Origin of the sequence: Neptuniibacter sp. QD37_6 (assembly GCF_047778085.1) — a bacterium.
Lineage (GTDB): Bacteria > Pseudomonadota > Gammaproteobacteria > Pseudomonadales > Balneatricaceae > Neptuniibacter.
Window position 1 is genome coordinate 3,253,081 of sequence record NZ_CP180550.1, and the last position, 25,723, is coordinate 3,278,803.

At 45.0% G+C, this 25,723-nt stretch carries 21 protein-coding genes; 15 read left to right on the top strand and 6 right to left on the bottom strand.

Annotated elements, in window-relative coordinates:
• The first annotated feature begins 2 nt into the window (after nt 1-2).
• From ACMXYO_RS15565 to ACMXYO_RS15610, 10 genes are all read left to right on the top strand, one after another.
• Nucleotides 3-1,319, top strand: a complete 1,317-nt coding sequence (locus tag ACMXYO_RS15565; RefSeq protein ID WP_415886038.1) for a flavin-containing monooxygenase — start codon at nt 3-5, stop codon at nt 1,317-1,319.
• 32 nt (nt 1,320-1,351) lie between these two features.
• The gene (locus tag ACMXYO_RS15570; RefSeq protein ID WP_415886039.1) at nt 1,352-6,751 is read left to right on the top strand and encodes an aminotransferase class III-fold pyridoxal phosphate-dependent enzyme; all 5,400 of its coding nucleotides are present in this window, start codon (nt 1,352-1,354) and stop codon (nt 6,749-6,751) included.
• A gap of 13 nt (nt 6,752-6,764) precedes the next feature.
• Entirely contained in the window at nt 6,765-9,629 is a 2,865-nt protein-coding gene (locus ACMXYO_RS15575; protein WP_415886041.1) for a type I polyketide synthase, read from the top strand.
• The gene (fabD, locus tag ACMXYO_RS15580; RefSeq protein WP_415886043.1) at nt 9,626-11,668 is read left to right on the top strand and encodes an ACP S-malonyltransferase; all 2,043 of its coding nucleotides are present in this window, start codon (nt 9,626-9,628) and stop codon (nt 11,666-11,668) included. Before ACMXYO_RS15575 ends, fabD begins: the two co-directional genes overlap by 4 nt.
• Entirely contained in the window at nt 11,659-11,922 is a 264-nt protein-coding gene (locus tag ACMXYO_RS15585; protein WP_415886045.1) for an acyl carrier protein, read from the top strand. The genes fabD and ACMXYO_RS15585 overlap by 10 nt, the downstream gene beginning before the upstream one ends.
• Nucleotide 11,923: 1 nt before the next feature.
• Nucleotides 11,924-13,693, top strand: coding sequence for a fatty acyl-AMP ligase (locus ACMXYO_RS15590; protein ID WP_415886046.1), 1,770 nt, complete (start codon nt 11,924-11,926; stop codon nt 13,691-13,693).
• Nucleotides 13,694-13,705: 12 nt separating this feature from the next.
• Nucleotides 13,706-14,467 carry a thioesterase II family protein gene (locus ACMXYO_RS15595; RefSeq protein WP_415886047.1) on the top strand — a complete coding sequence of 254 codons (762 nt, stop codon included), beginning with the start codon at nt 13,706-13,708 and terminating at the stop codon, nt 14,465-14,467.
• A gap of 1 nt (nt 14,468) precedes the next feature.
• The gene (locus tag ACMXYO_RS15600; protein ID WP_415886049.1) at nt 14,469-15,173 is read left to right on the top strand and encodes a 4'-phosphopantetheinyl transferase family protein; all 705 of its coding nucleotides are present in this window, start codon (nt 14,469-14,471) and stop codon (nt 15,171-15,173) included.
• A 211-nt stretch (nt 15,174-15,384) separates the two neighbouring features.
• Complete coding sequence (locus tag ACMXYO_RS15605) at nt 15,385-17,562, top strand: malate synthase G (protein WP_415886051.1); 2,178 nt, start codon at nt 15,385-15,387, stop codon at nt 17,560-17,562.
• Nucleotides 17,563-17,952: 390 nt separating this feature from the next.
• The gene (locus tag ACMXYO_RS15610; protein WP_415886052.1) at nt 17,953-18,783 is read left to right on the top strand and encodes an NAD-dependent protein deacetylase; all 831 of its coding nucleotides are present in this window, start codon (nt 17,953-17,955) and stop codon (nt 18,781-18,783) included.
• On the opposite strand, the gene ACMXYO_RS15615 is transcribed toward ACMXYO_RS15610, so the two are convergent.
• The gene (locus tag ACMXYO_RS15615) at nt 18,780-18,974 is read right to left on the bottom strand and encodes a (2Fe-2S)-binding protein (RefSeq protein WP_415886053.1); all 195 of its coding nucleotides are present in this window, start codon (nt 18,972-18,974) and stop codon (nt 18,780-18,782) included. The two genes, ACMXYO_RS15610 and ACMXYO_RS15615, sit on opposite strands and share 4 nt — an antisense overlap.
• Before the next feature lie 359 nt (nt 18,975-19,333).
• On the opposite strand from ACMXYO_RS15615, the gene bfr (ACMXYO_RS15620) reads away from it, so the two are divergent.
• The 4 genes from bfr (ACMXYO_RS15620) to ACMXYO_RS15635 all read left to right on the top strand — a co-directional run bounded on the left by bfr (ACMXYO_RS15620) (nt 19,334) and on the right by ACMXYO_RS15635 (nt 21,047).
• Nucleotides 19,334-19,798 carry a bacterioferritin gene (gene bfr, locus ACMXYO_RS15620; RefSeq protein WP_415886055.1) on the top strand — a complete coding sequence of 155 codons (465 nt, stop codon included), beginning with the start codon at nt 19,334-19,336 and terminating at the stop codon, nt 19,796-19,798.
• Between the two features lie 12 nt (nt 19,799-19,810).
• Entirely contained in the window at nt 19,811-20,281 is a 471-nt protein-coding gene (bfr, locus tag ACMXYO_RS15625) for a bacterioferritin (protein WP_415886056.1), read from the top strand.
• A 124-nt stretch (nt 20,282-20,405) separates the two neighbouring features.
• Nucleotides 20,406-20,690, top strand: coding sequence for a peptidylprolyl isomerase (locus ACMXYO_RS15630; RefSeq protein ID WP_415886057.1), 285 nt, complete (start codon nt 20,406-20,408; stop codon nt 20,688-20,690).
• 177 nt (nt 20,691-20,867) lie between these two features.
• A complete protein-coding gene (locus ACMXYO_RS15635; RefSeq protein WP_415886059.1) occupies nt 20,868-21,047 on the top strand; it encodes a hypothetical protein in 180 nt (59 codons plus the stop codon).
• A 127-nt stretch (nt 21,048-21,174) separates the two neighbouring features.
• Here ACMXYO_RS15635 and ACMXYO_RS15640 read toward each other — a convergent pair whose 3' ends face one another.
• From ACMXYO_RS15640 to ACMXYO_RS15655, 4 genes are all read right to left on the bottom strand, one after another.
• Nucleotides 21,175-21,522: a flavin reductase family protein gene (locus ACMXYO_RS15640; RefSeq protein ID WP_415886060.1), complete on the bottom strand. Its 348-nt coding sequence runs from the start codon at nt 21,520-21,522 to the stop codon at nt 21,175-21,177.
• A complete protein-coding gene (locus ACMXYO_RS15645) occupies nt 21,497-21,691 on the bottom strand; it encodes a hypothetical protein (protein ID WP_415886061.1) in 195 nt (64 codons plus the stop codon). Before ACMXYO_RS15645 ends, ACMXYO_RS15640 begins: the two co-directional genes overlap by 26 nt.
• A 72-nt stretch (nt 21,692-21,763) precedes the next feature.
• Nucleotides 21,764-22,258, bottom strand: coding sequence for an acetolactate synthase small subunit (gene ilvN, locus ACMXYO_RS15650; protein ID WP_415886062.1), 495 nt, complete (start codon nt 22,256-22,258; stop codon nt 21,764-21,766).
• A gap of 2 nt (nt 22,259-22,260) precedes the next feature.
• Complete coding sequence (locus tag ACMXYO_RS15655; protein ID WP_415886063.1) at nt 22,261-23,982, bottom strand: acetolactate synthase 3 large subunit; 1,722 nt, start codon at nt 23,980-23,982, stop codon at nt 22,261-22,263.
• Nucleotides 23,983-24,445: 463 nt separating this feature from the next.
• Here ACMXYO_RS15655 and ACMXYO_RS15660 point away from each other — a divergent pair, with 463 nt between their 5' ends.
• Nucleotides 24,446-24,712: a hypothetical protein gene (locus tag ACMXYO_RS15660; RefSeq protein WP_415882664.1), complete on the top strand. Its 267-nt coding sequence runs from the start codon at nt 24,446-24,448 to the stop codon at nt 24,710-24,712.
• Between the two features lie 63 nt (nt 24,713-24,775).
• On the opposite strand, the gene ACMXYO_RS15665 is transcribed toward ACMXYO_RS15660, so the two are convergent.
• Nucleotides 24,776-25,555 (bottom strand): response regulator, encoded by a 780-nt coding sequence (locus ACMXYO_RS15665; RefSeq protein WP_415886064.1) that lies wholly within the window; start codon nt 25,553-25,555, stop codon nt 24,776-24,778.
• Nucleotides 25,556-25,723: the final 168 nt, after the last annotated feature.

Sequence of the window (25,723 nt, forward strand, 5' to 3'; positions counted from 1 at the left end):
ACATGACGCATAAAAATATTGCAATTATTGGGGCTGGGGCCAGTGGCATTGGTGTAGCTAAAGCATTCAGCCAAGCGGGAATCGAGTTTGAAATCATTGAAGCCACAAACCGCTTTGGTGGCAACTGGCAGCCCGACGGTCCAGCATCAAAGATGTATGACTCTGTCCATCTAATCAGCTCAAAACGTAATACTCAGTTTGCTGATTATCCTATGCCTGATCACTACGCTGATTACCCTAAACACAACTTAGTCTTTGAATATTTACAAGATCTGGCACTTCATTATTCCTTAGACAAACAAACTCGCTTTAACACCCGCGTACAGCACATGGAAAAATTGGAAGAGGGATGGCAACTGGATTTTGCGGATGGCACAAGCACAACCTATAACCTCGTGGTTGTTTGTAATGGACTGCTCGGCAAACCAAAAACACCGACGTTCCCAGGCGAGTTCACTGGCGAAATACTGCATGCCTGCGATTATCGCTCTTCCCAAAGCTTTAGAGGAAAACGAGTGCTAGTCGTCGGCAGTGGTAACTCAGGCTGTGATATTGCCGTTGATGCCGCTCAAGCTGCAGACAAGGCTTTTCATTCGACTCATCGCGGCTATCACTACATGCCGAAATTTATTAACGGTCGTCCAACACAAGAGTGGCTGATGGAAGAAGCCGCTAATTATCCAAACCCTGATGATTACTGGCAGCATGTACAAAGCACTTTCAAACTAGCCGGGTTCGACGGGACCGATTATGGTTTGCCGAAACCTGATCACAAGATTGAAGAAGCCCACCCGATCATGAATTCACAAATTCTCTATTACATCGGTCATGGCGATATCAGTCCTAAAGAAAATATCAGTCACTTTGATGGACAGACTGTCCACTTTAGCGACGGCAGTAGCGAAGAAATTGATCTATTGGTGTGGGCAACAGGATACGACATCAACATGCCATTCTTACCTGTGGAAACATATAACTGGCCGGATAAACTCCACTCCCTCTTCCTTCGTATGGTTCCCGCTGAATTTGATGACCTTCTCTTTGTCGGGTACCTAAATACGCCTTCAGGGATTGGCAATCTAGCCAATATGATGGGCCGCTTTGTCGCCAGTTATGTTCAAGCACGCTCATTGCAATCCCCCGCCTGGGAAACCTTCCAAAAGATGAAACAACATCCATCCATGCTGGATCTTGGGCAAGATCGCTTTATGCATACCCAACGCCACGAACATGAAGTGGATCTATGGAAATACATCAAGGCTGTGAATTTTGTCACCAGCAAAATTCAAGAAGCTCCTCTCACAGCACGTAGTGCTTAACCCTTACGCTAAATTCAGATTGGAGCCCCACAATGAGCAATTTAATCCAACCAAGCAATGACCCAGGTCTGAGCGCTGCAGAAGCTCTACGCCTACTAGATAACAAGCAAGCCTTAGCGACGAAAGCTGAAGTCAGCCTTCCAGTCCCAAAACAAGGCGCTGAGGAGCTAGTAAAAACCCTGCTTGAAACAGAACTACAGGGCTTGATTCTTCAAGTACTAAAACTTGCCCCTGAAGATTTTTCTGCCAGTCGCCCGTTAATGGACTATGGTCTGGATTCCATTGCTTCAACTGAAATTGGCAACCTCTTTACCGAACGATTTAACATCACACTGCCTCCAACAATTTTCTTCGAATTTCAGGATTTGGAGAGTTTCACCGGTTACTTAATGGTGAATCATAAAGAGGAGATGGAAAATAAATACGCAGGCAAAATCGATACAACAAGCGCTCAAGCTGAACCTGAAAAACCTGCTACTACCGCTCCTGTGGTTCAACTGCAGGCCGTGCCTTCAACTAATTCCAATACCCCAGTAGCGACACCTGCAGCAGAAAAAATCCTCTCTGACTCGGCACTATTAAGTATTGAAGACCTGTGGCAATCAAATCAAAGCGTTGAAAGCGTTGAAAGCGTTGAAAGCGTTGAAAGCGTTGAAAGCGTTGAAAGCGTTGAAAGCGTTGAAAGCGTTGAAAGCGTTGAAAGCGTTGAAAGCGTTGAAAGCGTTGAAAGCGTTGAAAGCGTTGAGGATGAACCACAGCTATTAAGCATTGAAGAGCTATGGAGTAATAATGCGGTGACGGCACCAGCAGAAACTGCGCTCCAAACTAAGCTCTCTTCAGTACCAGCATCAGCTCCAACAAACGCTAATCCAGCAAACGATAACGTCTCTGAATTTTCCCCGACTCAAGCAATACTCGATGAAATGAACACCTATGTGGAGCAAGCGGCAAAACTCACGCTCACACGCAAAAATCGATCAAAAATTGAATTTGCCACCTACGGCCAAGGCGAACCTATCTTGCTATTAGGTGGTCTAGTAATGCAATACGACGTCATGTGGCGTCTGCAATTAGAAGAGTTAGGAAAACACCACCAACTGATCATGTTCCACATGCCAGGCTGCGGAAATTCTGACTTTTATGAAGATTTATCACTGCAAAGTATCACTGAAGATATTAAAGATGTACTCGACGCTTTAGGTATCCGAACACTACCCGTGATTGGCTATTCTTTTGGCGGGGTATTGGCCCAATCCTTCTGCCTAAGCTACCCAGAACGATGCTCATCGCTCTGTATTACGGTCAGTTCCGCCACAGCAGAAGGTGCAACCGAGTTTCAATCGCTGATGAAAGAGCTGCAAAAAAGTGCACTCTTTATGCAACTCAACCGCCACTGGAGCGTCCCTTCATTACCCACTTATCAGACAGTCATTGAAGGTTGTGAGTTTTATGACCAAATAAGTAGTATTTCTGTCCCTACTCTGGTGGTATCCGGCGGTGATGATCAATATCAAGCATCGCACTATTCCCAGAAGATTGCCGCAAAAATACCGCAAGCAAAACATGTTGAGTTTACAGATGCAGGACACCTTCTCGGATTTACTCATTACAAGGAATACAACCAACTATTGTTGAAGTTCCTTGCTTCCGAGAAATTATCAAAATCAAGTGCTAACGTTTCAGCAAAAAAGCAATTACCTCAGGCGGCTAAAAGCATCCTGAGTCAAACGACGCCACAAAGCCTGGAGCTGCTTGAAGAATACATAAATAACGGCGAACAAGGGCATTGCGCTATTCTTTCAAACGCTTCCGCTCAAGCTGCCTATCTATTGAATATTTTCTGTACTGGCAACCAATCAGATGGGAGCTATCGCAGCTACTTTATGACATCTGTAGAAGAGTCCTTAGATGCGGCTTTTCGTTTAGCGCGACACCACGCTCGCAACCGCAACCCTGATGGGGCAGGAACCCTGCTTCTGATAGACGAGAGCGGTTACTGGCAACGCTATTTCAACCCGTTACAACGCGATTTAGCTGACGCTTTGGTTCCGGGAGTTAAAATCGTCCCGTCGATCGCAGCAGGCAAAGCATTTATTCAACAACACGCTGCAAAAGATATTGCTGCGATCACGCTAGCTTTATCAAATCAATCAACAGAGCAAGTAGATAATTTCCTAGAGGAGATTAAACAACAAGGTTTACTGAGTATTCTATTAGAGCAAAGCGCATCCAACAGCAGCTTAACAACCAGCGTACTATCGCAACTACAACAAACAGCAGATCTAATAGTGCTGGGCGAATGCATTTCAAATTTCCAAGCCCCTGTGGGCGCCTGCATGGTACACAGTTCAGTCAAAAACCCATGGCTAATGACACCAAACGAAAGCTATGTTCGCCATGTTATGACCAGCTTCGGATTAACTCTAAAACTGGCCTACGAGCACTTAAGCCAAACATTGGCGGATTCTTTATCAGCAACACAACATCAGCACCTACGCCGTATTACTGCGAGTAGTGAAGTTAATTATCAAACCCACTTGGAATACGGCAATGTTGGTTATGCCAAAGTAGCCCTTTTACACGGTTTCGATGCCCGCTTTTACGAAGCACGTGGTATGCGCTCACGTATGAGCCGTGATGGCAGCCCATCCACTGAAATTATTGATTGTTTTGTCAATGTTGGTACCTGCCCAAGGGGACTGAACCCTGAAGATGTGATCAGTGAAGTAGTGCAGCAACATGAATCCCAAAAGGATTACTGGATTGAGTTACAACAGCAAGTTCAGGAGCAAACTGGATTTCAACACTCTTTACCCGCGTCAGGCAATATCACTGCGGTAGAAGCTGCTCTGACACTCGGATTCCTAGCGCGTCCAGAACAGAAGAAATTACTATGCTTTACTGGCGGCTTAGGCTTCACCCTACTTAGTGCTGCGTCATCTTGCGATAAAGTATTCGATATTTTCAGACAACCGTTCCAGCCTATTTATCCGCATACCGTTTTTATCGATCCCGCAGCAGAAAACGCCGCTCAGGAACTAGAAGAGCGGCTCCTTAGTGGTGAGATCGGTATGGTCTGGTTTGAAACGATTCAAGTCGATGCGAACGCTTCCCGCCCATTACCAAAGCAATTAATAGAGCTAATTAATAAACATCAGCAAAAGCAGGGGTATTTAGTCGGGGTTGATGAAACACAAACCAATCTAATGACAGGCAAGTTACTCCACAGCCAAGGCTTAGTTAACGCACCAGATATCGTTGCTTTAGGTACAGCTCTATGCGATTCACTTTTGCCTATGGGAATAGTGTTATTCAACCAGACAGTAGCCGAACAATCTGCTGAAACAAATCCTTCACGTTTTGCCGATTTATATGGACGCAACCGTTCACAACTTGCTTCACATATAACCTTAAACAGCCTACAGGCAATTAAACGCGACAAACTAGAAACAGCCGCAAAAGAGCAAGGCCAGTACTTCAAGCAGGCCCTTCAAAGCTTACAAAAAGAACTGCCAATTATTCGAGAAATCCGTGGTGAGGGACTGCTACTCACCCTAGAAATGGATCTAACTGGGCAAAACCCGTTTGTTGAACGGAGCTTTGGCTACTTGCTATGGGGGACAATGTTGCGAGATCGCAAACAAGGTGTCGCTGTAGCTGTATGCCCTATTCACAACAACTGTATCCGATTCTTACCTCCGTTAACGATAACCAGAGAAGAGATTGATCTGATTATCCAAAACCTCCGCCGCACTCTCAGTTTAGGCATTAATGGCGTACTGAAAAATTGTGCTGAATACACAAAATCTATCGGTGAAACCCAAACTTCGGGCTTCCTTGCCAACCTAGTAACCGATAAACCAAGGAGCAAAACAATGCAAAAGGAAAACCCAAGTACTGCAACACCCATCTCAGATGATGTGCAAACAACGGCTTCAGGAAATGACCGCACAGTACAACCACATGAAGTTAAGATTCCGCCACTTAAAAGTAAAAACGGTTTACCTACAGTTTGTATTATCGGTGCGGGTGTCGGCGGCATTGCAACAGCACGTCAGTTGCAGAAAAAAGGCATCGCCTATGACTGTTTTGACCGTCGTGATCACTTAGGTGGCATTTGGCATTTTGATAAAACAGGAAAACATACTTCTGTTTGGCACAGCATGAACATGAATACACCAAAAGGTCTGTATCAGTTCAAAGATATGCCCATGCCAGATCATTACCCTGACTTCCCTTCGCATAAACAAGTTTTGGCTTATTTAACAAGCTATGCGGAGCATTTTAACTTAACCCCGAACATCCATTTAAACTGTTCTGTAGATAAAACTGAACGTCTAGATGATGGTACATGGAAAGTCATTTTAGGTTCTGGTGAAGTACGTTTCTACGATGCTCTTATCGTAGCGAACGGTCACCACAATACGCCTAACTACCCCGATTATGTAAAACGCGATAATTTCGCAGGCGACGCAATCCACTCTCAACAATACCGCTACCGTCATAAATATCAGGGTAAAAAAGTACTAGTCGTAGGTGTAGGCAACAGTGGTTCACAAGTGGCCGTTGATGTTAGCCATGATGCCGATATGACATTCCTGTCTCTACGTCGCGGTGTTTATGTACTACCACATTACCTGTTCGGCGTCCGTATGGATAAGATGATGTGGAAGCTAAACGACTGGTGGGTGAAAAAGATTCTTCCTTACCCCCTTTTTGGCCTAATGCATACAGGCCTATATAAGACGCTAATCGCTAAACGTAAACAAATGGGCATGCCAAAACCCGACCATTTAATGATGTCCAGCTTACCAACGCTATCTGAAAATTTTGCCAATAAAATTGGTGATGGCAAGCTAAAAATCATTCCAGAAGTTTCGCGCATCGATGGTCATACAGTTCACTTAACTGACGGCACTTCCGTCGAAGTCGATTCAATTATTTATTCCACGGGTTACCAAACAACGTTCCCATTTCTGGATAACAAAATCCTAAATGCTGAGGACAATCGAGTACCGCTATACCAGCGTATCTTCAAACCAGAAATCAATAATCTTGCTTTCATCGGCCTGTTCCAAGCAGTAACTTGGGGCTTCCTCGATATGATGGAACGCCAAGCAGAGCTTGTCGCAGACTATATTGCGGGTTCCTACCGACTCCCTACTCAGGATGAACAATTACGAAGCATCGAAAAGGATCGAAAAACTGTCGATAAAGAGTTTTTAGCCACTCTGCGTAATAACTATGAGATGCACGGCCCTACTTATATGCATGAGTTGAAAAAAGAGATCAAGAAAGGCCAAAAGCGCGCTGTAGCAGCTGGTTGCACACAACCTATTGAAGCGAAAGCTCATCTTCAGGCCGAACAAAATGATATCCAAAGCGCCCCATTACAGCCTATGAACAATGACACTTTAGTTGCCAACGCTTAGGAGAAAGAGTCAGATGCCACAATCAACTCAACCATACTCACCTATTGCAATCACAGGCATACATGGAAGGTTCCCGGCTGCCCAAGATACTTGGCAGTTTTGGCAAAATCTAACTGACGCTAAAGATGCAATTCAACCGGTGCCTAAAGACCGTTGGTTGTGGCAAGACTATGATGAGGACACTGTACATGGAGAACATGTAACCTACTCCCATTGTGCAGGTTTTACGCCCAAGCCTGACCACTTTGATGCCAAATTCTTTGGTATTTTACCGCGCGAGGCCGAAGCTATGGACCCTATGCAGCGCTTAATGCTGCAAACATCCTGGAACGCATTGGAAGATGCAGGCTACGACCCACACCAATTGGCAGGTAAAAAAGTAGGCGTATTTATCGGTGTCGGCCACGCTGATTACCCTGTGTTAATGCGTGAAAATGCAGTGCCTATAGATACCTATCGAGGCACTGGAATGGCTTTAACCGCCATTGCTAATAAAGTCTCTTTCTATTTTGACTTTCATGGCCCAAGCGAAAGCATTGATACAGCATGCTCTAGCTCCCTAGTTGCCCTGCATAGAGCAACCCATGCATTACGCGAAGGCGAGTGTGAAATAGCTCTTGTTGGTGGCGTTAACTTACTACTAGGCCCTGAGCTGTTTATCGCCTTTGGTAAGGCAGGAATGTTAAGCAGAGAAGGTCGCTGCCAGACCTTTGATAACAATGCCGATGGTTATGTCCGCGGTGAAGGCGCTGCAGCAGTCGTTCTGACCTCGTTAGAACAAGCTCAACAAAATAACGATTATATCTACGCGATTTTACGTGGCAGTGCAGAAAATCACGGTGGGCGCGCCCACAGTTTTACTGCTCCAAATGTAAATGCACAAGCCGAGGTGATTAGTCAGGCTTGGGAACGTGCAGGCCTACAGCCATCAGATGCAGATCTAATTGAAAGCCACGGCACAGGTACCCCTTTAGGTGACCCAATTGAAATCAATGCGATCAAAAAAGCCATTGGACAAAATAAGAGCCCAATAGCGATAGGTGCACTTAAAAGTCATATTGGTCATTTGGAAGCAGCAGCAGGTATAGCCGGAGTTATTAAAACAATTCTATCTATGCAACATCAACGCATGCCAGGGAACCTACATTTTAACCAACTGAATCAACATATAGACCTTGAAGAATCCGGTTTATTTTTCCCAACGGACAATCAATCTTGGGCTATCGCGAACCAACCATTACGTGCGGGCATCAGCTCCTTTGGTTTTGGCGGTGTAAATGCCCATGTCGTTTTAGAATCCTACCCGCTGGCTAAACAGAACAAAGACACAGCTCAACCAGAAGCTTACCTTATCCCCATATCGGCACAGGATGAAGACAGCTTGTACGCCCGGGTCCAACAGCTGGTAACCTATTTAGAAGAAGATGAAATAGCAGCACAACGAAATACCTGTGCTTTATTGAGCAAAGCCCTGCAGCAACATTTTCACATTACGCCAGATGAAAACCCGAGCTTACACCAGCTGAATTTATCTCCATCTATGCTGCAAGAGTCGCTGTCGATGATAGCTTCCACCTTCGATATTCAAGCAACATTAACTGATATTCGTGGTTGCCAAAGCTTAAAAGAATTAGCCGAACGCTTAGCGACCCTTAAATCAGGAATGGAACAGCACAGAACTATCCAACATACTCACCTGCTCTGTACCACCAGCATTCCAAGAAAACTTATTTGCAACCTTACTCTACAGCAACTGTCCTACACCTTGCTAAATGGTCGCAGCACCCTAGCGCAGCGTATAGCATTTATCTGCAAAACCAAATCAGAGCTATTAGCGGCATTACGAACCTACCTGCTTGAGAAGCATGCACCGGAACAATCCAGCCTTAGCACAACTCAATGGGTCAGTGGTCGCCCCAAAAAAAGCTCTACCAAAAAACCTGATACATCCGAACAAACATCCCTTAATCAGTTGGAAAGCTGGGCACACTATTGGACTAGCAACAAAAAAGCACAATTAAGCTGGCAAGAGATTTACCCTACAACAGATGCCCCTGCTAAATTACCCCTGCCTGCGTACCCATTTAAGTTACAGCGGGTCTGGTTTAAAACACCGAATGAAGCACTAAAGCTAACATCTACAACAAAAGCCTCTGTATTAAATTGTTGGCACAACATCTGTGAAGATAAAACACTTTTCCCTAGTTCCCTGGCGAGTCTGGCGCAACTTGTTGCCGACCAAACGGAAACAAACAACAACACTTTAACCAATATAGTCTTCGGCCCTCCTCATTCTTTGCCACGTTCCACTAACATTGAAATTATTACCCATTCTCAGGCTCAGTTAATCCAGTGTTTGAACAGCAAAACCAATCAGGTTTTAGTGCAAGGAAATAAAAGAAAAACAACAGCGAACCTTTCTAAGGCTCACAATACGCCAACACACTTGCAACAGTTAAGCGTAGAGCAGCTTTATCAAAACTTTGCGGAAAGGGGAGCAGTATTCCCTAACGCGGCACATTACGTCGAAACTGCAACAAGCACAGAAAATTATCTGCAATTAAATTTTTCTCCGAAGTTGGCAAGCTCACCTGCTCCCCAATTGTGGTCATTGTTATTCAGCCATCTAATTGCTGCTTGTAAAGCAGTCAGCACTAAAACACACGCTTTGCCATACAAAATAGCCAATATCACTTATATGCCAATCACTGATAACAGCCTGATAAGCGCAAAAGTCTACAGCTCTTCCGAGACAACAACCCTCAATGCTCAGATCTATGCTGGGGATAAATTAATTATGCAAATAACAGATCTAGAGCTACGCGCACTACCCAACTCGGAAGCAAACGCAGAAATAAAGACAGAGGCCCACTCATGAGCGCATTTATTTTTCCCGGCCAAGGCATTCAGCGTAAAGGGATGGGCAAAGAGCTGTTTCCACACTTCCAAGAGCAAGTACGACAGGCCGACCGTATTTTAGGCTACTCCATCGAAAGTTTGTGCTTGGAAGATCCGGAACAGCAATTGAATCTGACCCAATATACTCAGCCTGCGATTTATGTTGTGTCTTATCTCAATTACTTACGCACGATGGAGCAATATGAAGCACCAAATTTCTTTTTGGGGCATAGCGTAGGTGAATATGCGGCATTAACTGCTGCAGGTGCAATCGACTTTGAAACCGGCTTGCAGATAGTAAAGCGCCGAGCAGAACTAATGTCTGAAGAAGACCAAGGCGTTCTCGCAGCTATCATAGGGTTATCACAACAAGAACTGCAGCAACATCTGCACGATTCACGCCTGAGCGACCTGTATATCGCCAACATAAACAGCACTAGCCAAATTGTCATCGGCGGAAAAACAAACAAGGTCGATGCATTTCTTAAGTACTGCCGTGAACGCAGTGTTAAAGCTGTTCGTCTACGAGTCAGTGGCGCTTTTCACACACCAGAAATGCAGCCCGCTGAACAAAAATTTAAAGCATTTTTAGCAACCTGTCAGTTTCAACAACCAATTACTCCCGTAATTTCTAACTTAACTGGAAAGCCACATAAACTAGAAGATTTTGCGACTAATCTATCGCAACATTTAACCCACCCGGTACAGTGGGTCAAATGTGTTGAGTACGTTCTGCATAATAATGTCAGTTCATTTATTGAATTTGGCGAACCAGCCATTCTCAGCCCGATGATAGACGACATTAAATTGCACGCTCTAAAAAACCAACCCGCACTTAAGGCTGTTAAAAGCTCGACTCATAAACAAACAATAGACCGTTCGGGGCTGGCTCAATTCGCTTTACCTGAACAAGCACTAAGCTTTTGTAAAGCATTCCGTTGCCGCAGTCCCCTACTCGTTAGCTCTCTAAATGGTGCGGCCGGCACAACCTTAGTAGCCAGCTTAGCGAAGCACGGGACGCTATGTATGCTGGACTGTGATCACCTATCGAACAGTGAGCTGGGTAACAAGCTACAAATCTTAAACCAGCAACCGGACGTATTGAATAAGTACGGCATCTCATTAAGTTCAGATATCTACAAACAAACAACTCAACTGGAACTGCTAAAACAATACAACATCGGTTACATCGAAGTCAGTGCAAGCGAACCCAGCCAGGCACTAACAACCTATAAATCAGAACATCCAGCTTGCAAGCTAGTGGCCCGGATCAGATCTATAAAGGAATTGGAAAATTTCTATGCTATCGCCGATGCCATCTGCCTAGAACTTTCTTCCGCAAATACACAACAGGAACCAAGTCTGAGCTTATTCGCCCAAGCTCTTGCTTATAAACAGGGGCAATCGAGTACACATTCCCCTTACATTGGTATTAGCGGAATGGCAGGTAACCCAGCCAATATCCATTCCTGGCTAAGTAGCGGGGCCGATTTTGTCATCGCAGGTTCAGTATTTACACTCACCAAAGAAGCGGAGCTGGACCAAAAGACAAAACAGCAGTTAAGTCAGCTGTCTTATGCAGGGTACAGCGTACAGCCCGACTGGCTCTTCCCTGATCTAAATTCATCATCAAATTGCTACGTATTAAATAGCAAAGTAAAAGACCTCAACAGGCAATTACAGCGAGCATATCTCGATTCAGATAAAGACAGCCTCAACACTATGAAGCAGCTGCTAAACCAAGCACCTTTATCTGCAGATCCACAAGTAATAGAAAATTTACTTGTCACAGCCCCTGAGCAATTAAGCCGAATCAGGGAACAGATCAGCCAGATAATTGCGCAAGAAATTCAACCATATCTGATTCCTGGCGATAGTAGTTTGGCCCTCTTTAATACATGGCGCCAAACTGAAAAACATCCCACTTATTCTGCAATTTCAGCCGGACAACTTTGCGATCTACTTTGTCCGTCTATCAATATTTCTTCTGATTCATTGGAGCAAGAAACATGGAACTAGTTAATCGTATCGAACAAACCATTACCGAATTTATTTTCCAAGAAATGAACATCCCTATGGAAGATATAGACCCAGATATCAACTTAGGTGCATTTGGTATGAGTTCTGTCACTGGTACAAAGTTGATTGGCATTTTAGAAGAACAGTTATCAACGCCTCTGAATCCAACGCTGATTTTTGAGTTCCCCACCATCGGTGAGTTGGCGGAAGAGATTGGAAAATTATCCTCAATAAACAACTCGCAGGAGGCATAAAATGTTTCATAAATCAGAAATGTCTGTAAATGAACTGTTTAGTGCAACTGCAAGCTTACCTGTTCATGACGCGCTAGCGATCAGAGCCTGGGCACATCCTGATAAAGTACTGTTTACCTTTCTTGATGAACAAGGTGAAGTCAGTGGAACACTTAGTTACCGCGAGCTATATCTTAAATCGCTCTCGATTGCGCAACAATTAAAGCAACACAGTGAAGCCGGTGATCGCGTCATTCTTTTCTTTCCACAAAGCCTAGAATTTATTGCAAGTTTTATTGCCTGCCTGATGACTCAGCGTATTGCGGTGCCTCTTAATCTACCTAACCGTCGCAGGTTAGATCGTTGCGAAAAGATCATTACAGACTCAGGTGCTACTCTGGCTTTAAGTCATTCTAGTTGTTTAGAAGAAAGCCAAGCTGCCTTTGCTAATTCAGAACAGATCAACTTAAACTGGCTAGTCCCCACTGATACCTTAGCCCCAACCGATCTTGGAGACCAAACGAACCTAAGTAATATCGATCCACAAAGTGTTGCTTTCTTACAATATACATCGGGCTCTACCTCCGATCCGAAAGGAGTCATGGTCAGCCACCACAACATCACGACGAACTTACGCATGATGCGTGATTCATGGCAACTAGATCACACCACGGACATCGTTTCTTGGCAGCCCCATCATCATGATATGGGTCTAATCCTAGGTCAGCTATTACCAATGGTATTAGGCAACCACACAGTCTTAATGGCTCCTAATACCTTTGTTCGCCAGCCTTCTATATGGCTACAAGCAATTTCCGATTACCAAGCTACCATGGCAGGCGGTCCTAATTTCGCATACAACCTTGCAGTAGATCGCTATTCAGCTGACAAGTATAAAGACCTAGATCTTTCCAGTTGGACCATCGCACTCAACGGTGCCGATGTAGTCCGTGCAACAAGCTTATCTCGCTTTGTGGATAACTTTGCAAAACATGGCTTCGAAGCCGACTCATTCTTGCCATGCTATGGCCTTGCTGAAGCAACACTGTTTGTGTCCGGAGGACCAGTAAGAAAACCTACCTGCAGCCAAGAAGTAGATACATGGCAGATGGAGATTGAACGTCGTATTGTGCCGCCATCAACTGAGGAAAAAAGTCGCTTATTGGTTGGCAGTGGGGAAGCTTCATGGGAAGTCGAAACCTGCATTGTTAACCCTGATACTTGTGAGCGATGCGCAACAGGTGAAGTGGGCGAAATATGGCTACATGGTGAAGCAATGGCTCAAGGCTATTGGCAAAATGAAGTCGCTACCCAGAACGCCTTTAGGGCCGAAATACTGGGGGAACCCGGCAAACACTTTATGAGAACCGGTGACTTAGGTTTTATCGGAGAGGACGATTTACAACTGTATATTAGCGGCCGCCTAAAAGATTTAATCATATGTGAAGGGCGTAACCTTCACCCTGAAGATGTTGAATACTCAATCATCGAATCCTTTCCCGAGAACAAGCCTCAAAGCGGCGCCGTTTTCTGTCACGATGACGACCAAAATCGTCAATGCATAGTCGCTGCGGTTGAAATTAATCGTGAGATTAAACGCGCTCTTAAAGAAAACCCAAAACAGGTGAAAGCATCCATTAGGGCTTCGGTAGCGCAAGAACATGGTATTACGCTTAACCAGATTATTTTCGTCCAACCCACTAGTATGCACAAAACTACCAGCGGGAAAATACAACGCAGCTTAATGAGAAAACTGTATTTAGCCAATGAACTTAGCTTAGTTACTGAGTAATCTGGAGCGACCTTGAATTCACTTGTTCATACCGCTGATCCAAGCATAGTTACGATTAACTCCTTGCCCTCTGCCGAGAAAGTGCTCGTGTGCTTTCACTTTGCAGGGGGGAGCGCACAAAGTTTTTATAAATGGAAAAACCAGTGCGAAGACAACTATGAACTGATCGCTTTTGAGTTTCCTGGTCGCGGCAGGCGCATGCGTGAAACTTTTGCTGAAAGTATCACAGCTCTTGCTGAACAACTTGCAGCGAGTTGCTCGCAACTCCCAGATAAACCCTGGATATTTATTGGACATAGTCTGGGCGCCTTAATCGCTTATGAAACCGTACGCTGCTTACAGCGTACGCATAAGAAGCTACCTGAACGTTTAATTATCTCCGCTCGGAATAGCCCTACTTGGCTTCCTGTTTCCAGCGGACTGCCACAACTCGGGCAGCACTCATTAAAAGAATATTTAGGCAGTTTAGATGGTACGCCTAAAGAAGTTTTAAATAACAAACCACTGATGGATATGACACTCCCCATCTTAAAGTCCGATCTAGAGCTTATCTATAATTACGAACATGCGCCGAGCTCCCAACTCCCTATTCCTATAGATGTGTTTGGCGGCTTAGATGATAACCATGTAACTTTTGAAGCCTTATTGGCTTGGAAAAAAGTAACCTATCAGGATTATCACTTACATATGATTTCTGGGGGGCACTTTTCATTAATGGATGCCCCACAACCACTCTTTCAGTGGTTACATAAACTGACCGAACAAGGCACATAACTTGAAGCCCTGTTTTGATCAATCCTCAAAATATAGCCAACAGAGAAATTGGGTTCAGGCTATTATTTTACGTACAGATGATTACCCTCTTGAGGAACTTATAGGTGTTTTAGATAAGAATGAACATGCCCGTTACCAAGCCTTTGTTAACCCTCTACACAAAAAAGATTTTGCTCTAGCGCATATTTTAAAAAGGCGGGTTTTATCAGGCTATCTGCAGTTAGAAGAATCCGCTCCTTTGCATTTTGGTAAGACCCGCATGGGTAAGCCTTATCTCCACAAACACCCGATTCACTTTAATTTAAGCCACTCCCGTGGAATCGTTGCCTTAGTTTTTTCAAATACTCTGATCTGTGGAGTAGATGTAGAAGCACACCGCACACAGCACTTTTCAACAAACCTGCTCAAAGTGAGCATGACCGCTGCAGAACAACAAGCAATTCAAGGTGCGAAGAATCCTATTGCTGAGTTTTATGATCGTTGGGTTACTAAAGAAGCTCTAATAAAAGCGCAGGGGGTAGGCCTACGGCAGCCGCTTGATACGCTTTGTACAATCAAACAGCATTATCCCACCATGAGAGAAGATCGACTCATCAGCCAAGAACAATTATGGCAATTATCCGCTCCCGACTACTCCCTAGCCATATGTGCACTAGGCCCAAAGCCAGATTTTTTTGTCGAATACCCGGCCGTTCTATACAGTTAAACACCACCTCATTGAGTAGCCATTCGCTCAACTTATACCGAATATAAGGCCTATTTATCATACTTTTGGGTCGACTTAGGCGACAATAAGAGACCATTGCGCTACTGTGCGATGCACAAATTTAGCTGCAAATTAATCTACAGCGATCATTCATACAGTGACCGGTTGCCTGGCACCGGAACTGACAGAATATTTACTGGGGCAATTCATTATGAGTCAAAGAGTACAGAGTGGCGGTCTTCAGGTTGCACAGGCTCTATACGATTTCGTTAACAACGAAGCACTGCCAGGTACTGGCGTAACTAGCGAACAGTTCTGGGCTGGCTTTGATGCCATCGTTCACGATCTAGCGCCAAAGAACCGTGACCTACTAGCTAAACGTGATGCAATCCAAGAGCAGATCGATGCGTGGCACCGTGAGCGTCAAGGTCAGGCTTTCGATCTAGAAGCGTACAAAGGCTTCCTATCTGAGATCGGTTACCTATTGCCAGAAGGCGAAGATTTCGAAGCGACTACTTCAAACGTTGACCCAGAAATGGCGACAATGGCTGGTCCTCAGCTAGTAGTACCTGTAATGAATGCTCGTTTCGCACTTAACGCAGCTAACGCACGTTGGGGCAGCCTATACGACGCTCTTTACGGTACTGACGCGGTATCTGAAGAAGGCGGCGCTGAGAAATCTGGTTCTTACAATCCAGCTCGTGGCGCTAAAGTTATCGAAGCTGCACGTACTTTCCTAGACACAGCAGCTCCACTAGCGGCAGGTTCTCACAAAGATTCTGCAGGCTACAGCATCCAAGACAACAAGCTTGTTGTTGTAATGCGCGATGGCAGCGAAACTACGCTAGCACAAGCTGAAAAGCTGATCGGTTACACTGGTGAAACAGCTGCTCCGACTTCTATCCTATTCAAAAACAACGGTCTGCACTTCGAAGTACAGATCGACCGTGAAAGCCAGATCGGTAAAGACGATGCTGCAGGCATCAAAGATATCGTGATGGAAGCTGCTCTAACAGCAATCATGGACTGTGAAGACTCCGTTGCTGCTGTAGACGGCGACGATAAAGTTGTTATCTACCGCAACTGGTTGGGTCTAATGAAAGGCGACCTGACTGAAGAAGTTAGCAAAGGTGGCAAGACTTTCACTCGCTCTATCAACGCTGACCGTGAATTCACTGCACTAGACGGTTCTAACCTTGCCCTTAAAGGCCGTAGCTTGATGTTCGTACGTAACGTTGGTCACCTAATGACTAACGAAGCTGTACTAGACAAAGATGGCAACGAAGTTCCTGAAGGCATCATGGACGGTGTTGTAACTACGCTTATCTCTATGCACGATATGCAGGGTAAAGGTAAGTTCAGCAACACAACTACAGGTTCTACATACATCGTAAAACCTAAGATGCACGGTCCAGAAGAAGTTTCTTTCGCTAACGAACTATTCGCTCGTATCGAAGACATGCTTGGCCTAGAACGCTTCACTATGAAGATGGGCATCATGGATGAAGAGCGCCGTACTACAGTTAACCTGAAAGAGTGTATCCGCGCTGCTAAAGAGCGTGTTGTATTCATCAACACAGGTTTCCTAGACCGTACAGGTGACGAGATCCATACATCTATGGAAGCTGGCCCAATGATCCGCAAAGGCGACATGAAAGCTGCTGCATGGATCGGTGCTTACGAAAACTGGAACGTAGACAACGGCCTTCTATGTGGCCTACAGGGTCGCGCTCAGATCGGTAAAGGTATGTGGCCAATCCCTGATCAGATGGCTAACATGCTTGAAGCTAAGATCGGCCACCCAATGTCTGGCGCTAACACTGCATGGGTTCCATCTCCAACAGCTGCTGTTCTTCACGCGACTCACTACCACCAGGTAGACGTATTCGCACGTCAGGACGAGTTGAAAGTACGCGATCGCGCGAACCTAGACGATATCCTAACTGTACCAGTTGAAGCGAACCCAAGCTGGACTGCTGAAGAGATCCAACAAGAGCTAGACAACAACGCACAGGGCATCCTAGGTTACGTTGTTCGCTGGATCGACCAAGGTGTTGGTTGTTCTAAAGTGCCTGACATCAACGATGTTGGCCTAATGGAAGACCGTGCAACACTACGTATCTCTAGCCAGCACATCGCTAACTGGTTGCGCCACGGTATCTGTTCTGAAGAGCAGGTAATGGAAACGCTTAAGCGCATGGCTGCAGTAGTAGATCGTCAGAACGAAAACGATCCTCTATACCGCCCAATGGCTGGCAACTTCGAAGACAGCGTTGCATTCGCAGCAGCGTGCGAACTAGTAATCGAAGGCTGCGTACAGCCAAACGGTTACACTGAGCCAGTTCTGCACCGTCGTCGTATCGAAGCAAAAGCTAAATTTGGCGCATAATCTGCCAAATTAAAAAGCTTTAAAACTGAAAAGCCGTGCTGAAAAGCGCGGCTTTTTTGTTGAGGAAACCTGCGAATAAGTCTAATACTTTCTCAGTGGGTTATAAAACGACCAGATACGCGAAAGTCAGTGCAGCGAAATGTCTGGACCTTTTCAAACTGACTGACAAAGTAGATGGTCGTTTTAGAGCCCACCCTACGGGGCATACAGAGCAACCGAATCACTTTGTTAATGATTTTCGACAGGCAACCAGCATGCCTGTAATCATTGCCTCGTGCTTCAATTGCTCTGTAAGCCTGAGTCGTATAGGACTTGTTCGTAGGTTTCCTTATCTCGCCTCCCCCTAAAATAGGTTACACTGATAGCATTCTTTGCCTTTGTGAATAACCCATGTCAGAAGCTCAGCAACTTGCCGAATTCATTCGCTCTTATCCTAACCTTGTTGTCCTGACGGGGGCCGGCGTCAGCACAGATTCGGGCATTCCCGCGTACCGAGATGCCAAAGGTAACTGGCAACACTCTGCGCCGACCCAGCATAAAGAGTACATGGAGAGCCACTACGCCCGTCAGCGCTATTGGGCACGTAGTTTGATCGGTTGGCCTGCTATTAGGGATGCCGAGCCTAGCGCGGCGCACACAGCGCTCTCTGAGCTAGAAGCAATGGGATTTATTCGCTTACTGATCACGCAGAATGTCGACCGCTTACACCAGAAATCAGGCAGCCAAGCCGTTATCGATCTGCATGGACGGTCTGATCGAGTCAGTTGCATGAGTTGTGCACAGAAGTATGATCGTAAAGATATCCACAGGCATACTGAAGCGATCAATCCCCATTTCGAGATCCCTGAAGTTCCCCTTCGCCCCGATGGTGATGCGGATCTAGAAACCCATCTATTTGAAGATTTCTCTGTACCGGAATGCCAAGCATGTGGCGGAATTTTAAAACCGGATGTTGTCTATTTTGGTGATAACGTCCCGAAAGAACGAGTTTTTAGTGCCTTGGATGCACTAGAAGATGCCGATGGTTTACTAAGTGTTGGTAGTTCTTTGATGGTCTATTCAGGCTATCGATTCTGCAAACGAGCCCATGAATGGGGAAAGCCGATCTGTTCTTTAACGATTGGGGTAACGAGAGCAGATCCACTTCTGGATCTAAAGCTGGACGCTCCGATTGCAGAGACGCTGACCGAAGCGGTAGAGATACTAAAGCGAGAAAGTTAAGCAGGAACTGCCAGATCGAAATCTATGTCGTCTAGGTGGTCTTTCATTACCTTACGTGCCATGCACACACATTTACCGCACTGACTACCAACGGCAAGCTCTTTGTTTAGATCACGCACGCTTCGCGCGCCTTGATCTACGGCATCACGAACATCACTACAGGTAATATTTTCACAAATACAAACGAACATTGAAACAATAACCAATCTCAATTAAATCAGGTAATGATAATAGTTATCAAATAAGCAACTTTCAATACATTTAACGAGAATCTTGTTGAAAATTATTCTCATTAAATTGCAATTATTGAATGCTCTTCATAACTCGCCAACTAATTGATTTACTTATTAAATTTATTTTTAAAAATCACACAACAAAAAACTGGTTATTTATTATACAGAATAGCAATGAGAATCTAACGCATTGATCTTTTCAACTTATTGTTTTATAAGGTTTTTTGATTTGAGTCATTTTATAAACTAGACTCTTGATCACTTTGAAATTGCTAACCCACACATAGCTGGGCGGTTATTACTAAAGGAGATCCCCCATGCAAGGCGACAAACAAGTCATTAGTCACCTGAACAAGGTTCTGACAAGTGAGCTCACTTCAATCAACCAGTTCTTTCTTCACGCACGTATGTACAAGAACTGGGGCCTAGATGAGCTAGACGGGAAAGCTTATAAAAAGTCCATCAAAGATATGAAACAGGCAGACGATCTAATCGAGCGCATTCTGTTTTTGGAAGGACTACCTAACCTACAACAGTTAGGTCGACTACGCATCGGCGAGCATACTGAAGAGATGCTGCAATGTGATATGGATTTCCAATTGGAGCAACTGACAATTTTGCGTGAAGCGATCGCTTACTGCGAAACGGCGCAAGACTACGTCAGCCGCGATCTGCTGGAAGACATTCTGGAATACGAAGAAGAGCACGTAGACTGGATCGAAACTCAGCAATACCTAATCAGTAATGCAGGTATCGAAAACTATCTGCAATCTCAGATTTAACGGGAGAAGACAATGAAAGGCAATCAAAGAGTCATTGACGCACTAAACGGCCTGCTAGCGATGGAACTAGCAGCAATGGATCAGTACTTCATCCACTCCCGTATGTACGATGATTGGGGCTTACATAAGCTTTACGAGCGTATCGATCATGAGTTTGATGATGAAAAAGGCCACGCTGCTGCACTGATTGAGCGTATGCTGTTCTTGGAAGGCACGCCAGACATGACCACCCGTGATGGTTTTAAGGTCGGCACTGACGTTCCATCAATGCTTGAGTCAGATCTTCGCGTTGAATATGAAGTTGATAAAAAACTTAAGGACGCGATTAAAGTCTGCGAAGAAGAGCAGGACTATATGAGCCGTGAAATCCTAGAGAAGCTTCTGGAAGACACCGAGGAAGATCATGCGTACTGGTTGGAAAAACAGCTAGGTTTGATCAAAAAAATCGGTCTACCAAACTATCTTCAGTCTCAGATGGGCTAATAAGCTTATCCATTAAGATCATTCAAAGGCGCTGTTTATCAGCGCCTTTTCTTTTCCTACCATGAACCTGCAGCCCCTGCCTTTTTGCGATAAAATTAGCCTATAACTTTTAGGAGAGCAGAACATGGCTAACCGCGCTTGCGCCCGACACATATTGGTTAAAACCCGCGACCAAGCGGAAAGGCTGAAAATGCGCCTAAAGTTAGGCAATGACTTTGGTAAACTCGCGAAAAAATACTCCCTCTGCCCATCGGGCAAACGCCAAGGTGGTGATCTGGGCGAATTTCGTCGCGGTGATATGGTAAAACCGTTTGATGATGTCGTGTTCAAAAAGCCACTACATGAAGTACATGGTCCGATTAAGACCAAATTTGGCTGGCACCTTATCGAAACCATTTACCGCAAGTAAATTAGGGTTAATTTACAGTACGTAAGACTTAGTTAAGCTTCTGTCAGTATGATTAAGTTTTTATCTACTACTGACCATAAGCGCCATGCCTAAACTGATTAAAGACTTTCGTGATTACCAATTTGTTTATTACTGGTATGAAAAAGCACTGGCAAACTTAGCCCTTACCTACCGACCATGACGCATGCCGAAGAGTGGATTGAACAGCACCGTTCAACTCAGTTTAATGGCGCTGATCGTCGCAGACGTGAACAATCTTCCATCTATCAACGCCGAGCATCGGACCGAATGTTACGTGTAGATATCGATATCTCGGTGCAAAAGATTGCTGATCTAAAACAATCTTTTGCAGCCTGAGGTTCTGAAAAAACTTCAGATTTCTATTTTACCCAGGTCTAGGCACAGTCACCACGTCGCCGAAGGTCTGGTAATCAGAACCTCCCAGACGTGCCAGCGGATCAACTAAAGCTGCATCAATTTTAGGTCAGCCTTGCTGATCCATTTCTACAACCGCGTCATCCAACCATATTTTCTCTATACGGCCAAAGACCAGTCGTTGCGGGGCATTACCAATATCCTGTTGCTGATACATAGAACAAGACATTGCAATCTTAGGACCTAGGATTCTAGGTAACTCAAAACCTTCAACATCGACTGTTTCCAGGTCGCATAGCTCGATTTCCGATTCTCCCCTAGGTAGCGTCACTGAACTATGGGTCACCTTAGTCGCCAGATCTGAACCTGCGATATGAATCACGAACTTTTCAGTATCCGCAATATTCGCGTAGGTATCTTTTGACGTACCATCAGGCTTTGAGCCAATCGATAACATCGATCAATGGTGGATCACTGCACACCGCTGAAAAATACGAAAACGGTGCGAGATTGAGTGCACCTTGTTGATTAGAAGAGAGTACCCAAGCCACAGGGCGAGGTACCACAACTTGCGTCAGCGCGTGATAGACATCTGACTTTTCCATATTCTCTAATTCTAAAAGCATATCCTTACCTGCAATAAAAAAGCCGCTTTCTGTTACCAGAAGCGGCTTTAGTAATCAGACTAACTTAAGCAATTACAAAGTTAGAACTTTCTCGCCACGTGCGATACCAGAAACACCTGAACGTACAACTTCCATAATGTTAGAAGTACCTAGTGCTTCAATGAAGGCATCCAGCTTACTGCTTGCACCCACCAACTGCACGGTATACGTGTTTGGTGTCACATCGATGATAGTGCCGCGGAAGATGTCCGCAGTACGTTTGATTTCAGCACGAACAGTACCATTGTTCGCCTTCATCTTAATCATCATCAGCTCGCGCTCAAGGTGCTCACCTTCAGTTAAGTCAACAACCTTAACAACATCAATAAGCTTGTTTAGCTGTTTAGTGATCTGCTCAACAACACGGTCATCACCTAGCGTAGTCACTGTTAGACGAGACAATGTCTCATCTTCAGTTGGCGCAACGGTCAAAGACTCAATGTTAAAGTTACGCTGAGAGAACAAACCAACAACACGAGACAGAGCGCCTGGCTCGTTTTCCATCAATACAGAAATGATATGACGCATGATTATGTTCTCTCCGTTTTGCTCAACCACATGTCACGCATAGAACCACGTGGTACCTGCATTGGGTATACGTGCTCAAACGGATCAACTGCGATATCCATGAATACCATACGATCTTTCATAGCAAAGGCTTCACGCATAGCACCTTCAAGGTCTTCAAGACGCTCAACACGGATACCTACATGACCGTATGACTCAACCAGCTTGATAAAGTCTGGAAGAGACTTCATGTAAGACTGAGAGTGACGAGATTCATAGTTCATATCCTGCCACTGACGAACCATGCCTAAAGACTGGTTGTTCAAGCAGATAACCTTAACCGGAATATCGTACTGGCTAATGGTAGATAGCTCCTGGATGTTCATCTGGATACTACCTTCACCTGTTACACATACTACTTCTTCATCAGGGAAGTTCAGTTTAACGCCCATAGCAGCCGGAAGACCGAAGCCCATGGTGCCCAGACCACCAGAGTTAATCCAACGATTTGGCTTGTTAAACTTGTAGTACTGCGCTGCAAACATTTGGTGCTGACCTACGTCAGAACAAACATAAGCATCGCCGTTAGTCACTTTGCTAAGCATCTCGATAACTTGCTGAGGCTTCATTAGCTCAGAATCATCTGTGCGGTAGCGACCACCGTGTCGCGCACGCCATTCGTCGATCTGTTCCCACCAAGCCTGTAGACTATCGGCACAAGGCGCTTTCTTAGCAGCCTGAACCTGTTCCAACATCTCTTTAAGTACCGCTTGAGCAGGACCTACAATTGGCACATCTGCTTTGATGGTCTTAGAAATTGATGCCGGATCAATATCAATATGAACAATCTTAGCTGTAGGGCAGAACTTATCAGTACCGTTAGTTACACGATCGTCAAAACGCGCACCGACACACAGAATCATGTCGCTGTGGTGCATTGCCATGTTTGCTTCATAGCTACCGTGCATACCCAACATACCAATAAACTGCTTATCAGTACCTGGGTAGCCACCCAAACCCATTAGCGTATTAGTTACTGGGTAGCCCAGCTCTTGAGCCAACGCAATTAATTGCTCGCTCGCATTACCTAAGATTACACCGCCACCCGTATAAATAACTGGACGCTTTGCAGCCAAAAGCATATCCACTGCTTTTTTGATCTGACCAGTGTGACCTTTAGCTATCGGATTGTAAGAACGCATTTTTACGCTCTTAGGGTATTCGTATTCGTAACGCTCTGTAGGCGTAGTCATATCCTTAGGAATGTCGACTACAACCGGACCTGGACGACCACTTTCAGCGATGTGGAATGCCTTCTTAATAATTTCAGGGATCTCTTCCGGGCGCTGCACGCTGAAGCTGTGCTTAACTACCGGACGAGAAATACCGATCATGTCGGTTTCCTGGAAAGCATCTTCACCGATCAGGTGTGACATAACCTGACCCGTAATAACCACCATTGGAATAGAATCTGTGTATGCAGTTGCAATACCTGTTACTGCATTGGTTGCGCCTGGACCAGACGTAACTAGCGCCACACCCGCTTTACCGGTAGCTCGTGCGTAAGCATCAGCCATGTGTGTAGCAGCCTGTTCGTGACGGACCAAAATATGTTCGACTTCGTCCTGCGTAAAGATTGCATCGTAGATGTGCAGCAATGCACCACCTGGATAACCGTAGATGTATTTAACGCCTTGATCACGAAGCGCGCGAATTGTCATCTCTGCGCCTGAAAGTAATTCCACTTTTCTCACCCTCTAACGACGTCAGTGTCTCGTTACTGACGAAATTAACAGTTTTTGTTTCTGTAACGTTGAACGTGCCTGTACTAGACAATATTTGTTGAATCTCTAGCGATCTCACTCTGAACCATTCCAGGGGTAGAGCTGTAGGTTCACGTTCGGGTGTGTGCCGGTGTTGGGGATCGCCCAACCGACAGACCTTTGAGAAACGGCCCTCAGAAAGCTGTCTCCCTGAGCTTCGGGTTGTCCTACGCACTCAAGGCCTCAAAATTCGAGGCAGAAATTATCTCACATAGGTGCTTATTTTTTCAACTAAATTCATGCTGCACCTGCGGAATAACGGGCGATTGCAGTCAAATACTATGCTCAATTTCAGTATCAGGTTATAGTCTTGCTATACAGAACTCAGGACAGAGCCCTACACTACCCTTCATCGGCTCTGAATATACGTTTACAGGAGATCCCTATGAGTATCGCTGAGATTAAAAACAAAGAGCGAGTAATCAACGAATTGATGTCTTTTATCCGTAAAGTGTTAGTAGAGCCGGATATCAGCGAGAAAGCTTTAGAGATTGCGCGTGAGCACTTAAATGATGAAAACGCGGCTCAGGTGATTGCTGATAAGCTATCTGCGACGACTAACATCAAGATCCCGCTAGAGCATAGCGAAGCGGACCGCTTGTTTTTGGAAGTTCTGATCGATGTTATTAAGGATGAGCAAGCGCTTTACTAAGCACTGCTTTGATAATAAAGAAGGCTGCACTATGCAGCCTTCTTTATTGGGAATAGCAATAGGTTATTTCTTGCCGAGACTAGAGATATAGCTCGTCAGTACTTCCAGCTTCTCTGGGTCATTATCCATAAACTGCACATCAACACCGATAAACGTAGTTTCAATGCTTCTCTCATTTGCAGATAAGCCACTAATATAACCGTTCATCTGCGCAACTTTGCCACCCTTCGTCTGCTCAATATCCACCACCACTTGCTCAAGCAGTACTGGGATGCCCTCTTCACGTTTCACCATAACTTTTACTTGCTGCAAGGTGATGTCTTTAATTGCACAGCGTAATACACCTGAAGATATACGTAATTGAGCTAAACCTTTTGGTTTTTTAGTTTGTTTTGCTGCGGATTCACTTTTCCCCGCAGCAAGCATTTGAGCTGCTTTTCGACGAGACGCCGCGCTAGATTCAAAACGTTTTCCTACGTACTTTTTAACCTTTTCTACCAATTGTGAATCTTCAAAAGGTTTACCCATATAATCATTTACACCCGCCTGAATCGCTTTCAGAACGTAGTCTCGTTCACCGCGGCTGGTTACCATGATAAAGGGGATATCACTATAGTGCTGCTGCTGCCTTGCCCAGTGCAAAAGATCTAAGCCGGACATACCAGGCATTTCCCAATCGCATAAAATCAGATCGTAATTAGTCGCTTCCATTTTAGAACGGCCGTCATCACCGTCTTCCGCTGCATCGATTTGGTACTCAGGGAAATGCTCTTTCACTATGCGTGAAACGTGGTCACGAATAAAACGCGCATCATCAACGATTAGCACTTTGATTTGACTCATCCTACCTCTAGTCCTTCTAATATCTAAGAGGGTTTTGGCTTTCTAAGCTGGCCAAGAATCCACTTCTACGTTCAAAGTTTACACTTCCAGAATAGCTGATCCGATAGGGAAATTGAAAGATTTATTCCATACATCATATCCAGCTAATATATTACTATAACAACTGTC

Coding starts and splice junctions, on each gene's coding strand:
- ACMXYO_RS15645 (WP_415886061.1), bottom strand. CDS start 21,691: ATGCTTTTAGAATTAGAGAATATGGAAAAGTCAGATGTCTATCACGCG.
- bfr (WP_415886055.1), top strand. CDS start 19,334: ATGCAAGGCGACAAACAAGTCATTAGTCACCTGAACAAGGTTCTGACA.
- ACMXYO_RS15590 (WP_415886046.1), top strand. CDS start 11,924: ATGTTTCATAAATCAGAAATGTCTGTAAATGAACTGTTTAGTGCAACT.
- ACMXYO_RS15665 (WP_415886064.1), bottom strand. CDS start 25,555: ATGAGTCAAATCAAAGTGCTAATCGTTGATGATGCGCGTTTTATTCGT.
- ACMXYO_RS15660 (WP_415882664.1), top strand. CDS start 24,446: ATGAGTATCGCTGAGATTAAAAACAAAGAGCGAGTAATCAACGAATTG.
- fabD (WP_415886043.1), top strand. CDS start 9,626: ATGAGCGCATTTATTTTTCCCGGCCAAGGCATTCAGCGTAAAGGGATG.
- ACMXYO_RS15585 (WP_415886045.1), top strand. CDS start 11,659: ATGGAACTAGTTAATCGTATCGAACAAACCATTACCGAATTTATTTTC.
- ACMXYO_RS15570 (WP_415886039.1), top strand. CDS start 1,352: ATGAGCAATTTAATCCAACCAAGCAATGACCCAGGTCTGAGCGCTGCA.
- ACMXYO_RS15635 (WP_415886059.1), top strand. CDS start 20,868: ATGACGCATGCCGAAGAGTGGATTGAACAGCACCGTTCAACTCAGTTT.
- bfr (WP_415886056.1), top strand. CDS start 19,811: ATGAAAGGCAATCAAAGAGTCATTGACGCACTAAACGGCCTGCTAGCG.
- ilvN (WP_415886062.1), bottom strand. CDS start 22,258: ATGCGTCATATCATTTCTGTATTGATGGAAAACGAGCCAGGCGCTCTG.
- ACMXYO_RS15575 (WP_415886041.1), top strand. CDS start 6,765: ATGCCACAATCAACTCAACCATACTCACCTATTGCAATCACAGGCATA.
- ACMXYO_RS15640 (WP_415886060.1), bottom strand. CDS start 21,522: ATGTTATCGATTGGCTCAAAGCCTGATGGTACGTCAAAAGATACCTAC.
- ACMXYO_RS15615 (WP_415886053.1), bottom strand. CDS start 18,974: ATGTTCGTTTGTATTTGTGAAAATATTACCTGTAGTGATGTTCGTGAT.
- ACMXYO_RS15565 (WP_415886038.1), top strand. CDS start 3: ATGACGCATAAAAATATTGCAATTATTGGGGCTGGGGCCAGTGGCATT.
- ACMXYO_RS15610 (WP_415886052.1), top strand. CDS start 17,953: ATGTCAGAAGCTCAGCAACTTGCCGAATTCATTCGCTCTTATCCTAAC.
- ACMXYO_RS15630 (WP_415886057.1), top strand. CDS start 20,406: ATGGCTAACCGCGCTTGCGCCCGACACATATTGGTTAAAACCCGCGAC.
- ACMXYO_RS15605 (WP_415886051.1), top strand. CDS start 15,385: ATGAGTCAAAGAGTACAGAGTGGCGGTCTTCAGGTTGCACAGGCTCTA.